General features: G+C 63.1%; 13 protein-coding genes and 2 tRNA genes. 8 read left to right on the top strand and 7 right to left on the bottom strand.

Annotated features, from left to right (window positions below; genetic code table 11):
- Window positions 1-3 precede the first annotated feature (3 nt).
- Together AB5Y70_RS06380 and AB5Y70_RS06375 are read left to right on the top strand one after the other, a co-directional pair.
- Window positions 4-1,167: a VWA domain-containing protein gene (locus AB5Y70_RS06380; protein WP_049636620.1), complete on the top strand. Its 1,164-nt coding sequence runs from the start codon at window positions 4-6 to the stop codon at window positions 1,165-1,167.
- Window positions 1,168-1,222: 55 nt separating this feature from the next.
- A complete protein-coding gene (locus AB5Y70_RS06375; RefSeq protein WP_039039348.1) occupies window positions 1,223-2,344 on the top strand; it encodes a beta-ketoacyl-ACP synthase III in 1,122 nt (373 codons plus the stop codon).
- Between the two features lie 69 nt (window positions 2,345-2,413).
- Here AB5Y70_RS06375 and tsaA read toward each other — a convergent pair whose 3' ends face one another.
- Window positions 2,414-3,118: a tRNA (N6-threonylcarbamoyladenosine(37)-N6)-methyltransferase TrmO gene (gene tsaA, locus AB5Y70_RS06370; protein ID WP_041214760.1), complete on the bottom strand. Its 705-nt coding sequence runs from the start codon at window positions 3,116-3,118 to the stop codon at window positions 2,414-2,416.
- Window positions 3,119-3,433: 315 nt separating this feature from the next.
- On the opposite strand from tsaA, the gene AB5Y70_RS06365 reads away from it, so the two are divergent.
- Window positions 3,434-4,429, top strand: coding sequence for an NAD-dependent epimerase/dehydratase family protein (locus AB5Y70_RS06365; RefSeq protein WP_049636621.1), 996 nt, complete (start codon window positions 3,434-3,436; stop codon window positions 4,427-4,429).
- A gap of 71 nt (window positions 4,430-4,500) precedes the next feature.
- On the opposite strand, the gene AB5Y70_RS06360 is transcribed toward AB5Y70_RS06365, so the two are convergent.
- The 4 genes from AB5Y70_RS06360 to cydD all read right to left on the bottom strand — a co-directional run bounded on the left by AB5Y70_RS06360 (window position 4,501) and on the right by cydD (window position 8,888).
- Window positions 4,501-4,887: a DUF488 domain-containing protein gene (locus AB5Y70_RS06360; protein ID WP_201890194.1), complete on the bottom strand. Its 387-nt coding sequence runs from the start codon at window positions 4,885-4,887 to the stop codon at window positions 4,501-4,503.
- Between the two features lie 8 nt (window positions 4,888-4,895).
- A complete protein-coding gene (gene rcsF, locus AB5Y70_RS06355) occupies window positions 4,896-5,267 on the bottom strand; it encodes an Rcs stress response system protein RcsF (protein ID WP_010673578.1) in 372 nt (123 codons plus the stop codon).
- A 107-nt stretch (window positions 5,268-5,374) separates the two neighbouring features.
- Window positions 5,375-7,120 carry a cysteine/glutathione ABC transporter ATP-binding protein/permease CydC gene (cydC, locus tag AB5Y70_RS06350; RefSeq protein ID WP_202007341.1) on the bottom strand — a complete coding sequence of 582 codons (1,746 nt, stop codon included), beginning with the start codon at window positions 7,118-7,120 and terminating at the stop codon, window positions 5,375-5,377.
- Window positions 7,113-8,888, bottom strand: coding sequence for a cysteine/glutathione ABC transporter permease/ATP-binding protein CydD (gene cydD, locus AB5Y70_RS06345; RefSeq protein ID WP_128313645.1), 1,776 nt, complete (start codon window positions 8,886-8,888; stop codon window positions 7,113-7,115). The genes cydC and cydD overlap by 8 nt, the downstream gene beginning before the upstream one ends.
- 201 nt (window positions 8,889-9,089) lie before the next feature.
- Here cydD and AB5Y70_RS06340 point away from each other — a divergent pair.
- Together AB5Y70_RS06340 and AB5Y70_RS06335 are read left to right on the top strand one after the other, a co-directional pair.
- Window positions 9,090-9,163, top strand: a tRNA-Gly gene (locus tag AB5Y70_RS06340).
- Window positions 9,164-9,257: 94 nt separating this feature from the next.
- Window positions 9,258-9,332, top strand: a tRNA-Gly gene (locus tag AB5Y70_RS06335).
- A gap of 147 nt (window positions 9,333-9,479) precedes the next feature.
- Here AB5Y70_RS06335 and arcA read toward each other — a convergent pair.
- Complete coding sequence (gene arcA, locus AB5Y70_RS06330; protein WP_010673581.1) at window positions 9,480-10,199, bottom strand: two-component system response regulator ArcA; 720 nt, start codon at window positions 10,197-10,199, stop codon at window positions 9,480-9,482.
- A gap of 385 nt (window positions 10,200-10,584) precedes the next feature.
- Between arcA and AB5Y70_RS06325 the strand changes: the two genes are divergently transcribed.
- The gene (locus tag AB5Y70_RS06325) at window positions 10,585-10,977 is read left to right on the top strand and encodes a DUF3293 domain-containing protein (protein ID WP_080988637.1); all 393 of its coding nucleotides are present in this window, start codon (window positions 10,585-10,587) and stop codon (window positions 10,975-10,977) included.
- Window positions 10,978-11,090: 113 nt separating this feature from the next.
- Window positions 11,091-11,570: a putative 4-hydroxy-4-methyl-2-oxoglutarate aldolase gene (locus tag AB5Y70_RS06320; protein WP_048208766.1), complete on the top strand. Its 480-nt coding sequence runs from the start codon at window positions 11,091-11,093 to the stop codon at window positions 11,568-11,570.
- A gap of 3 nt (window positions 11,571-11,573) precedes the next feature.
- On the opposite strand, the gene AB5Y70_RS06315 is transcribed toward AB5Y70_RS06320, so the two are convergent.
- Complete coding sequence (locus AB5Y70_RS06315) at window positions 11,574-12,050, bottom strand: hypothetical protein (RefSeq protein WP_039039355.1); 477 nt, start codon at window positions 12,048-12,050, stop codon at window positions 11,574-11,576.
- 166 nt (window positions 12,051-12,216) lie between these two features.
- Here AB5Y70_RS06315 and AB5Y70_RS06310 point away from each other — a divergent pair, with 166 nt between their 5' ends.
- Window positions 12,217-12,606 carry an META domain-containing protein gene (locus AB5Y70_RS06310; RefSeq protein ID WP_049636626.1) on the top strand — a complete coding sequence of 130 codons (390 nt, stop codon included), beginning with the start codon at window positions 12,217-12,219 and terminating at the stop codon, window positions 12,604-12,606.
- Window positions 12,607-12,617: the final 11 nt, after the last annotated feature.

The following is a 12,617-nucleotide window of genomic DNA, read 5'->3' as shown; positions in this document are numbered from 1 at the left end:
CCCATGCTGATCGACTTTTTTACCCATCTGCGCCGCCACAAGCTTCCTTGCAGCCTGCGGGAGTTGCTCGACCTGCACGCGGCGCTGGCAGTCAGACTGGCCAGCCTCGACATGGACGAGTTCTACCAGCTATCCCGCTGCCTGCTGGTGAAGGATGAGGCGCACTACGATCGCTTCGATCGCGCCTTCGCCGAGTATTACGAGGGATTGGCCGCCATCCCCCTGTTGCCGGAGAGCCTGCCTGACGACTGGCTGCGCCAGGAGTTCGAGCGACTGTTAAGCCCGGAGGAGAAGGCGTTGCTCAGATCCCTGGGCGGGCTGGACAAACTGCTAGAGACCCTCAACCAGCGGCTAAGCGAGCAGAAAGCGCGCCACGCGGGCGGCAACAAGTGGGTCGGCACCGGGGGCAGCAGCCCGTTCGGTCACGGTGGCTATCACCCGGAAGGGATCCGCATGGGGGGAGAGGGCCAGCACGGGCGGGCGACCAAGGTGTGGGAGGCGCGCCACTTTCGCAACTTCAGTGACGACTCGCCCCTGGGGCAGCGCGCCATCCAGCTCGCCCTGCGCAAGCTCAGGCGCTGGGTGCGCCGGGGCAATCCCGACGAGCTGGATCTCGACGACACCATCCAAAGCTCGGCCAGGCAAGGTTGGCTCGATGTGAAGCTGCGGCCCGAGCGCCACAACGGGGTCAAACTGCTGGTCTTCTTCGACGTAGGGGGCTCCATGGATGCCCACGTGGCCGAGGTGCAGCGCCTCTTTTCGGCCCTGCGCCACGAGTTCAAGCACCTGGTGTTCTTCTATTTTCACAACTGCCTCTACGACTTCGTCTGGCAGGACAATGCCAGGCGCCATGATGATCGGTTCGATACCTTGCGGCTGCTGCGCACCTACGGCAGCGACTACAGGGTGATGGTGGTGGGGGATGCGAAGATGGGCCCCTATGAAATCACCTGGCCAGGTGGCAGCGTAGAGTACTGGAACGAGGAGCCCGGCCAGGTGTGGCTCGGGCGCCTGCAACAACATTTCCCCAAGATGGTGTGGGTCAATCCGCTGCCAAGGCAGGAGTGGCTGTGGCACCCCTCCATCAAGTTGATGAACGAATTGATCGGCGGGCGGATGCACCCGCTGACCCTGGCGGGTCTGGCTGCGGCCATCGACCAGCTGTGACCCTCTGAACCCTAAAAAACAGACAAGCCGGGATTGCACCCGGCCAGGAGCAAAGATGACCTCTATCGTAATCAGTGGCTCAGGCCTCTATACCCCTCCCTTTGCCGTCAGCAATGAAGCGCTGGTGGCGGCCTTCAACCAGTACGTGGATCTCTACAACGAGGAGAACGCCTCCGCCATCGATGCAGGGCAGCTGCCTGCCAAACAGCACTCGAGCTGCGAGTTCATCGAGAAGGCCTCCGGCATCAAGAGCCGCTATCTGGTGAGCAGCGAGGGGGTGCTGGATCCCGACATCATGCAGCCGCTCATGGCGGAGCGCCCGGACGATCAGCCCTCCATCATGGTGGAGATGGCGGTGGCGGCCGCCGAGCAGGCGCTGATTGCCGCCGGTCGTGAACCGGGGGAGATCGATCTTGTCATCGTCGCCGCCTCCAACATGCCGCGCCCCTACCCGGCGCTGGCCATCGAATTGCAGCACTATCTCGGCGCCAGCGGCCTGGCATTCGACATGAACGTGGCCTGCTCTTCCGCCACCTTCGGGATCAAGACCGCCGCAGACATGCTGGCGGCAGGCACCGCCCGGCTGGCGCTGGTGGTCAATCCGGAGATCTGCTCGGGTCACCTCAACTTCCGCGATCGGGACAGTCACTTCATCTTCGGTGACGCCTGTACCGCCGTGCTGCTGGAGCGGGAGGCCGATTGCCAGGTTGCCAACCCCTGGCAACTGGTGGCCAGCAAGCTGGTGACCCAGTACTCCAACAACATCCGCAACAACTTCGGCTTCCTGAACCGGCTCAGCCCGCGCACCCGCTACGGCGATGACAAGCTGTTTCGCCAGCAGGGGCGCAAGGTGTTCAAGGAGGTGCTGCCCCTGGTGTGCGATCAGATAGCCTCCCAGCTGGCGGAGCAGGGATGGGCGGCCGATGGCTTGAGCCGGCTCTGGCTTCATCAGGCCAACCTCACCATGAACCAGTTCATCGGTCGCAAGTTGCTGGGCCATGACGCCAGCCAACAGGAGGCGCCTGTCATCCTCGACCGCTACGGCAACACCAGCTCGGCGGGTTCCATCATCGCCTTCCACCTCTTCAACCAGGATCTGCCGAGCGGGGCTCGCGGGGTGCTCTGCTCCTTTGGCGCCGGTTACTCCATCGGCAGCCTACTGCTGCAGCGGCGCTGAGCACCCTGTTTTGCCCATAGAAAAGCCACCCGGGAGGTGGCTTTTTTCATGCTGTCCGAGAGGCTTTTTTCAAGCGGGTTCGATGGCCAGTACCTGACATTGCGGTTCTTTTATCTGAAATCGCACGTTCACATCGAACAATCTGACACCGTACACCTTGTCATCCGGCTTGCCCTTCTTGTAAGCAGGGCGGGGATCCTGGGCCAGCACCTCCCTCACCAGTTCGCGCAGCTCCGGGTGGGCCTTGAGCCAGGGGGCGAGCTGCTGCTCGGCCTGGGCGCTGAAGCTCACCGCCAGCGGCGGGGTGGGGGCATCGGGGGCGAAACCGCCACGGGCGTGGGGCAGGCTGTCGGCATAGGGGACATAGGGCTTGATGTCGACGACGGGGGTGCCGTCAAGCAAGTCCACGGCGCCCAGCTCGAGCCAGAGCTTGCCGCGCTCACGTCCCACCCCGTGCAGTTCGACCACGGAGAGGCCGAGGGGGTTGGGGCGGAAGGTGGAGCGGGTGGCAAAGACCCCGACCCGCTCGTTGCCGCCGAGGCGCGGCGGGCGCACCGTCGGGTGCCAGCCCTGATCCATGGTCTGGTGAAACACGAAGCTGATCCAGAGATGGGAGAATTGCTCGATGCCGCGCAGCACATCGGGCTGATCATAGGGAGGAAGCAGTTCGAGGCGGGCGCGAGCCGCGCTGACCAGACCGGGCTGGCGGGGTATGGCGAACTTCTCCTTGTAGGGAGAGCGGATGATCCCTAGGGTATCGATATCGAACTTCATGGCGGATCCTGGCTGAAAACCCGGGCAATGTAGCACAGGCACGCCGAAAACGCAGGGGGAGCACCAGGACGCGGCCCCTGTGATCCCGATCCCAGACCCGGTGCCTGGGGGCTGTGTCCTGGTGCCAACTTGCGTAGGGTGGGGCGGCAAAAGGGGTGGCGGGGGAGCGGGCAAGGAGCCTGCTGCCCCACCATGACGATATGCCTGGCGGCATCAGGGCGTGCCTGGGACGTGTGCTCACCATGCCAGGCCATGGCCGTTTCGGCTGCCCGTGGAGGGGCTGCAAGGAGAGGGCGCCATAGAGGAGAGACAGGGATGAAATTGTTGATTATCGGCGGCACCGGCTTTCTGGGTCGCCACCTGACTACGCTGGCCCTGGATTGGGGGCACGAGGTAACGCTGTTCAATCGTGGCCACCGCCAGCACCCGGATTGGCGGGAGCTGACCCAGCTTCACGGGGACAGAGACGGGGACCTGGCCCCCTTGCGGGGCGAGGGGCGGCACTGGGATCTGGTCATCGACACCTGCTGCTATCGCCCCGAACAGGCTGAAGGACTCTCTGACGCCCTGCTGGGGCGCTGTGATCAGCTCATCTTCATCTCCACCATCAGTGTCTATCGCGATTTTTCCCAACCCGGCATGGATGAGTCGGCCCCCCTGCACGAGATGGCTGGAGCGCCCACCGACTACGGCCCCCTCAAGGTGCTGTGCGAGTCGGTGTATCGCGCCCGCTGGGGAGATCGCCTGTGCACCCTGCGCCCCGGCGTGCTCTGCGGCCCCTTTGATCCGACCGCTCGTCTTGCCTGGTGGGTGAGGCGGGTGCAGCGGGGCGGGCCCTGGCTCTTGCCGGGGCTGGGGGAGGACAGGCTGCAATACCTGGATGTGCGCGACTGCGCCGAGTTCGTGCTGCGGGCTGCCGAGCAGCGACTCGCTGGGTGCTTCAACCTGATCAAGCCCGGCATCGCACTGAACGACTGGGTGGAGCGCCTCGCTGCCCGGCTGACGCCAGCGACCCCCTTGCAGCTCGAGTGGGCTCCCTGGCGTGACCTGATGGCGGCAGGGGTGGCGCCCTGGCAAAGCTATCCCACGCTGCTGCCAAACGAGCTGCCCGAGTATGCTGGGTATGGCACCATCAGCGCCGAGGCCGCCATCGTCCATGGCCTGAACTTTCGCCCCCTGGAGGAGACGGTTGACGATCTGGTGGTATGGCTTGCCAGCAACCCCCGGGGGCCGCTGCCGGGCATGACCCCTGATGAGGAACAGGCCCTGCGACGACGGGGGGCGCTTCCCCTGTCATCGAATGCGTACTAGCTGACATCATAAAGAAGAGGGCACCCCGGGGTGCCCTCTTCTCATGTGGGGTGTTCATCCATGTCGGGCGCTCAGCGCAGCAATGCCCCCGCCTCGGCCAGCAGGGTCCTCAGCACACTGCGATGACAGCGGGACTCCTGTTCGCAGTAGCATCCCACCGAGAAATGGGTGGTGTGGGAGAGGGCGGCCAGCAGTGCCAGATCGTGTCTCGCGGCCGGGGCGGTCATCTCGGCCTTGTACTGCTTGCAGAAGGCGGTCCACCGGGCCGGGGTGTCGGCAGTCTGACCGAGTTTCATGGTCTCGGCGCTGGGGGCCAGATTGGGGAACCAGACGTCGTACCAATCCTGGCTGGCGAACGCCGCTTCGGGCACGCCGCGAGGGGGGCGACGCACGGTGCCGATGCGAAGCCCCTCATCCTCGAGGCGGGGGCTGCCGAGTCGCACGATGGCGATCGCCATGGCAGGACTTACTTCTCTTCGGCCACTTTCAGCGCCTGACCGTAGCAGATCACCTGCTTCAGGCAGCCGGGCACGTCGCTGAACTCGGCGCACTTGTCGAAGCTGACGCCGTTGCCCCCCATGTCCGCCACGCGGCGGCGGGCCAGGGTGCGGGCTTCACCGGCATTGGGCACCGCCTGGTTGGCATCGCTCTGGCAGGATTCCCCCTCGACGGTGCCGAGGTAGAGGTAGTTGAGGTCGGCGAGCTCGCTCTGCTCGTAGATCCGCACGCTCCCCGGCTTGAAGTACTCGTCGAAGTTTTCCTTGTCCAGATTGCTGTTGAAGGCGAAGTCGGCGCAACCGGAGGCAATCAGGGGCATCATCAGGATCAGGCGTTTCATATCGGCATCTTGTTGGGTGGCGAGTGGGCCATTATAGGGGGCAGTCGCCGATGGCGACCAGCCCCATTTTTAGCCATATCAATGGATTGTAGCGAGACGATCCCGGATCAGGCGGGGGCCAGCCGCCGGTGCAGGCTGCGGTAGTGATCATCTTCCAGCAGCTCCTGGTGGGGGGCACACAGACGGATGCGACCCTCTTCCATCAGGGCTACCCTGTCCATCCGTTCCAGCCCCAGCAGGCGGTGGGAGATGAGCAGCAGGGTGCGATCCGCCCCCAGGGTCAGCAGCAGATCCATGATCTCCCGTTCGGTCTGGGTATCGAGCCCTTCGGTGGGCTCGTCCAGCAGCCAGAGCGGTGCATCGTGGAGCAGGGCGCGGGCGATGCCGATGCGGCGGCGCTCTCCGCCGGAGAGCGGACGCCCGCCATCCCCGAGCCAGGCATCCAGTCCCTGTTCGGCCTGCTCACCCTCATCGCGCAGCAGAGTCCCGAGCCCCACCTGGGTGAGCACCTCGATGAGCCGTTCGTCGCTGGCTCCGGGGGCGGCCAGGGTGAGGTTGCCACGCAGGGTATCGGCAAACAGGTGGACCCGCTGGCTCACCACGGAGCAGGAGGCGCGCAGCGCCTCTTCGCTGTAATCGGTGAGGGGCTTGCCATCGAGCAGGATCTCCCCCGATAGGGCCGTCCATTCCCGGGTCAGCAACCCCATCAGGGTGGACTTGCCACAGCCGGTCTGCCCCAGCAGCGCCAGCTTCTCCCCGGCATGCAGTTGCAGGGCGCACCCTTGCAGCACGGGAGCATCCTGGCCTGGATAGGTGAAATGCAGGTCGCTTATCTGCACGGCACCCCGGGCAGCGGGGGCTTGCTGTGCTCCCCACTCCGGCGCCTTGGCCTCTTGCAGGATCTCGTTGAGACGGCGGGCGGAGGTGAGGCTGGTGGAGAGGTGCTGGAAGGCACCGGCCAGCGGCAGCAGCGCCTCGAAGCTCGCCAGGGTAGCGAACACCATGAGTGCCGTGATGGGGTCAGGGGCACTGCCACCGACGCCGTGACCGGCCAGCCAGAGCATCAGGGTCAGAGTCCAGCCGCTCAGCAACTGCACCGAGAAGGCGGCCAGGCCGCTGACGCGGGCCATGCGGGCCTGGGCCCGGATCAGGGCCTGCTCCGCCTGCTGCAATCCGGTGAGCGCCTCGGGAGCGGCGGCGAACATCTGCAGTTCGGCCTGGCCGTCCAGATAGTCCACCATGCGGGTGCGCAGGTTGGACTTCTCGGCGATGAGCTGGCGGCCCGGCGCGCGCCCGGCAAAATAGAAGACCAGGGGCAAGGCCAGCATGCCAAAGAGCAGAATGGCTCCCAGCGTCAGCGCCAGGCGACCATCGAAGAAGGAGAGGAAGAAGACCAGCCCGGCGCAGCTCAGCAGGGCCGCCCCAATGGGGGTGATGAGGCGCAGATAGACGTGATCCATGGCATCGATGTCGGCCACCAGACGGTTGAGCAGGTCAGCCTGGCGAAAACCGGCAAGGGAGCCGGGGGAGAGAGGGGAGAGTTTTTGCCAGAACCAGACCCGCAGCCGGGTCAGCACCCGGAAGGTGGCGTCGTGGCTCACGACCCGCTCTCCCCAGCGACTGGCGGTGCGCACGATGGAGAAGAAACGCACGCCCCCCGCAGGGGTCATGTAGTTGAAGGTGTCTCGAGTGGCGACCGCCAGCCCGGCGACGGCGGCGGCGGAGAGGAACCAGCCGGAGAGGGAGAGCAGGCCCATGCCGGCCACCAGGGTGACCAGGGCCAGCAGCAGGCCGATGGAGAGGCTGAGCCAGTGCTGGCGATAAAGGCGCAGGAACGGCAATAGATCAGTCATCGAGAGAGTCTCCGAAACCTTGGGATTGCGACAGGAGGCGGGCGAAGGGGCCCTGGGCCTCGCCGAGTGCGGCAAAACGTCCCTGCTCCACCAGCTTGCCGTGCGCCAGCACCAGGATGTTGTCCACCTGGCTGAGCTGATCGAGGCGGTGGGTGATCATCAGCAGGGTCTGACCTTGTGCGGCCTGTTCGAGGGCGCTCATGACGGCTCGCTCAGAATGGCGATCCAGGCTGGCAGTGGGTTCATCCAGCACCATCATCTGGGTCGTTTTGAGCAGGGTACGGGCAAGGGCGATGCGCTGGGCCTGGCCGACGGAGAGACCGCCCGCCTGATCCCCGACCCGATAGTCCAGCCCCTTCTCATTGACGAACTCCCAGGCCTGGGCGCGCTTGAGCGCGGCTTCCAGCTCGGCGTCGCTGGCGGATGGTCTGGCCAGCAGCAGGTTGTCCCGCAGGGAGCTGTGGAAGAGTTGGGGATTCTGGGAGAGCCAGCCTAGCTGCTGGCGCCACTGGCTGATGTCCAAGGTACGAAGCTCCACTCCGTTGACGCACAGGGAACCGCGATAGGGGGCAAAACCGAGCAGGGCATTGACCAGGGAGCTCTTGCCCGCGCCGCTGATGCCGACCAGGGCGGTACGCGTGCCGGCTTCCAGCGTGAAATCGAGGGGACCGACCAGCACCTTGCCCTCGGCGCTCAGCACTTCCAGGCTGCGGGCTTCTACCTTGACGGGGCCATCCGCATGGAAGGGGAGCGTCCCGGAGGCGGGTTCGCTCACGTCGGCCTCGAGAAATTCCAGCAGTTGTTCGGCGGCGCCAATGGCCTGTGCCTTGGCGTGATAGTGGGCACCGAGTTCCCGCAGCGGCGCGTAGAACTCGGGGGCGAGGAAGAGCACGAACAGGCCGGTAAAGAGGGTGACCTTGACGCCATAGCTGCCAAAGTTGAGGTGATCGATGTAGGAGAAACCGAAGTAGACGGCCACCAGGGCCACCGCGATGGCGGCGAAGAACTCCAGTACGGCCGTGCTCAGGAAGGCGAGGCGCAGCACCTCCATGGTGCGCTCGCGAAAATCTTCCGATGCATCGCGGATGGCCTCCCCTTCCGCCCGGGTGCGCATGAAAAGCTGCAGGGTGCGCAGCCCCTTGAGGCGATCGAGGAAGTGGCCTGAGAGGCGCGCCAGCGACTGGAAGTTGCGGCGGTTGGCATCGGCGGCGCCCACCCCTACCAGGATCATGAAGAGGGGAATGAGGGGGGCCGTGCCGAGCAGAATGAGGCCCGCCGCCCAGTTGACCGGGAACACAGAGACCAGGATCACCAGGGGAATAAAGACGGCGATGGCCATCTGGGGCAGATAGCGGGAGAAGAAGTCCTGCATCTCTTCGATCTGCTCGAGCAGCAGGCTGGCCCAGCTACCGGCGGGGCGACGCTGGATATAGGCAGGGCCGAGCCTGGCGAGGCGGGTGAGCACCAGCTCGCGGATGGCCTGGCGCACCGCACTGCCCGCCTTGAAACTCGCCACCTCGCGGCCATAGGCCAGGGCCGCCTTGGTCAGGGTCACCAGCAACAGACTGATGAAGAGGGGGGCGGAGTGTTCCGGCGTGGAGCCTTCGATGATGAAACCGTGCAGCAGGGTCGCCAGCAACCAAGCCTGCATCACCATCAGGACGCCCTGACCCAGCCCGAAGGCGATGGAGATGCCGATCCAGCGCCGACCTTGGCCCGATTGTTTGCGCAACCAGCCATAGAGATGTTTCTGTCTGTTCTTGTCCATTACCACCCTCCTCAAACGAGTGGCGCAAGACTATCGTCGCCCCCACGGCTTGGCAACCTTGCAGAACCGGGCGGAGGAACATCATTGTGTGAAAAATCGGCTTCATGCTCATTAGTTGGCCGAACAGCTTGATTTATGGCAAAAAATGCGAGGTCGGTGATTGCGCTCGGCAGCAAAATGCATATAGTAGAGGCCACTGACGCGGGTGTAGTTCAATGGTAGAACGGTAGCTTCCCAAGCTGCATACGTGGGTTCGATTCCCATCACCCGCTCCACATTCCAGATAGCGGCACGCGCCGTTGTCCATATCAGCCAGATGGCTGTCTGTCGTGGGGATTCCCCATCACACCAAGCAAGTTTTGATGCCTAGCGGGCATCGTATAATGGCTATTACCTCAGCCTTCCAAGCTGATGATGCGGGTTCGATTCCCGCTGCCCGCTCCAGTCTTCACACAAAAAGCCCACTCCTGCGAGTGGGCTTTTTGTTGTCTGTTTTTTGATGCCGGCGAGAGTGCCAGAGCGGCCAAGCTGAAAGGCGCAGACATGGAAAAGGCGCCACAGGGCGCCTTTTCAACTCGGGAGTGGGGAGGATTACTCCTGCTCCAGCTCGCCGCAGAAGCGATAGCCTTCGCCATGGATAGTGGCGATGATCTCCGGGGTGTCGCCCACGCTCTCGAAGTGCTTGCGAATACGGCGGATGGTCACGTCGACGGTGCGGTCGTGGGGCTTGAGTTCGCGGCCTGTCATCTTCTTGAGCAGCTCGGCACGGGTCTGGATCTGGCCGGGGTTCTCGCAGAAATGCAGCATGGCGCGGAACTCGGAGCGGGGCAGCTTGAACATGTCCCCTGCCGGGCTGACCAGGGCGCGGCTGTTGATGTCCAGGGCCCAGCCATTGAACAGATAACGTTCCACCAGCTTCTTCTCTTCGCCACCGGCGGCCACGTTCATGGTGCGGCTCAGCAGGTTGCGGGCACGGATGGTCAGTTCACGGGGATTGAACGGCTTGGTGATGTAGTCATCTGCACCGATCTCCAGCCCCAGGATCTTGTCCACTTCGTTGTCGCGACCGGTCAGGAACATCAGGGCGATGTTGTCATCTTCACGCAGCTCGCGCGCCAGCAGCAGGCCGTTCTTGCCCGGCAGGTTGATGTCCATGATCACCAGGTTGATGGTGTGGCTGGTCAGGGCCTGGTGCATCTCGTCACCGTTGTTGGCTTCCAGCACGATGTAGCCTTCGGCTTCGAAGATGCTCTTGAGGGTGTTGCGGGTGACCAGCTCGTCTTCGACGATCAGAATATGTGGTGTTTGCATGAGTATTCCCAGATTCTTATCAGTTAATTATCGAAATTTTAACACTCTTTGGCGTTATCCGACCGGTCCTGAAAATTTATTACGTCATCCTGGGTATGAATATCAGGTCGAATCATCGCGAATTTGGTAACTATGTCGGCAAGCATCCCTGTGCCGTACATGGGCTCTCAACAAGTCTGAACAAGAGAAGCCCGGAGAGGTAGTCCATTACAAAAGTTGCTGCATTTTATCAGTTAACAGGCGCATAACAACACTCTTTGCCGTCAGATAGCAACTTTTTAACTCAGCTTTGATATAAGTCAATCCCCGAGTTCGCTGCATCATACTTGGGCTGACCCGCTTTTTCGCCCTTAATAAATGTAATGGGATGTAACATGTGGTTGACATGACTTTGTGGGAAAACTACAGAAAAGTGTGCTTCATCGCCCCCTTTGCGCCTCCCAGTTGCCCAGCCTATGCCATTGTCACGGCCTGGAACCCGGCCAGCCGGTGGGTGGGGCTGCGCCGCAATGCCCGTCGCCAGCGAGCCCTTGTCCGGCAAATGGGCGAGTGTCCCGTCATGGGAGAGGTCTGGGGGAGCGATGAGGATGAGCGCTGGCAGGAGGCGTCGCTGTTGTTGCCGCTTTCGCAGCCAGAAGCGATCCGGCTGGCCGCCCGATTTGGCCAGAATGCCCTCTATTGGGTGCGTGAAGGAGAGCTCTGGCTGGTGCCCGTGTTGCTGGAAGGGACGCCCTGTCATCTGGGGGCGCTTGCGTCCCGCTGGCGGTTCAGGCCTTAGGGCTGACATGGCCCCCCGCCATCCGGACAGGGCACCCGGCCGGTGGATTGTCAGCGCCCCGACATGATGAAATAATGAGCGGACACATTTCACTCCATGGAAGGATGATGATCATGCTGGACCTGCTGCCCGACCTTTGCGATGAACATGGCGATGCCCTTAGGATCGCTGACCCCCTGTTTCAGGACTATGGCGGCAAGGCGCTGTTTTACGGCGAGGCCGTGACCCTCTCCTGCTTTGAAGACAACAGCCTGGTGCGTGATCTGGTCAATCGTCCCGGCCATGGCAAGGTGATGGTGATCGACGGGGGCGGCTCCCTGCGTCGGGCGCTGCTCGGGGATCAGCTGGCCATCAAGGCGGTGGAGCAGGGGTGGGAGGGGATCCTCATCAATGGTGCCGTGCGGGATGTGGGGACGCTGGCGACCCTGGCGCTGGGGGTCAAGGCCCTGGCCCCCTGCCCGGTCAAGACCGAAAAACGGGGCCTGGGCACGCTGGACACCGTGGTCTCTTTTGCCGGTGTGACCATAGCGCCCGGCGACTATGTCTACGCCGACCTCAACGGTGTGCTGGTGAGCGGCGCCAGGCTCCTCTGAACCTCAGAAGTTGAAGCCCACTCCCAGAGTGAGAAAGTGTTCCGTGCTGAAGGCACTGAGTCCGTAATTGGCGGTGATGGCCAGGGAGGGTGTCACCAGCAGGCTGCTGTTGAGCTCAACCAGGGTGCTGGCCTTGCTCACCTCCAGTTGCTTGAGCTGGCTGCCGATGTTGAGTGACGGGGAGAGGCGATAGCGCACCCCAGAGCTGATATTGAACCCGGCCTGCCCGCTCTGGGGGCCGATGGCGGGGCCGGCCTCCATGTAGAGGCTGATGTCATCCTGAAGCGGGTATTGGTAGCCGGTATTGATGAGCCAGAGGTCGAAGTTGTCGCCAAGATGGCTCTGGTTGCCGAGCAGTACGCCGGAATAGCTTTTGACGTAGAGCGGGTTGTCCGATTCGGTCTGGAGAAAACTCCAGTCGGCGGCCTGAGCCGAAAAGACGAGGCTGGATGCCATGGCGATGACGAGAGACTTGACCATTCGTTTCCCCTCCCTGGGTCCGAACAGGACTACAAGCATGGCACATGCCAGCGGGGAGTAAAGGGAACCCCGATCACAATAAAAGAGTTTTGATTGACGCCGCAGTCATGGTACACAGGCCCCTCACTCCGTGTCGTTACAACACGCTCCATCACGAGGTGAACTGATGAACAACAAACTGATCCTGCTGGCCGCTCTGGCCCTGGGAGGCTGCGCCATGACTACGGGTTCCACGCTGGCACAATTGCAGGCATCGACCTGGCAACTGCAAGGGGCGAGCGGTGATACCTTCACCCTGCTGGTCGCCGGTGACAAGGTGGCGGGCAAGGGCGGCTGCAACCGCTACTTTGGCGGCATCACAGAGCAGGGTGACGGCGTGTTGACGCTGGGCGCCATGGGTTCGACGCGCATGATGTGTGCGGGGGATCTGGCCGGCAAGGAAATGAACTACCTGCAGACCCTGGAGAAGGTGGCTAGCTTCCAGATCAGCGGCAAACAGCTGGTACTCAAGGATGCCGACAAGGCCACCTTGCTGACCTTTGACGCCGTGAAATAAGCCGGAATCTC

The sequence above is a fragment of the Aeromonas sp. s1(2024) genome (assembly GCF_040908005.1).
Classification (GTDB): Bacteria; Pseudomonadota; Gammaproteobacteria; order Enterobacterales; family Aeromonadaceae; genus Aeromonas; species Aeromonas caviae.
The sequence above is the reverse complement of the archived record's forward strand: the minus strand, read 5'-3'. Positions and strand labels throughout refer to the sequence as shown.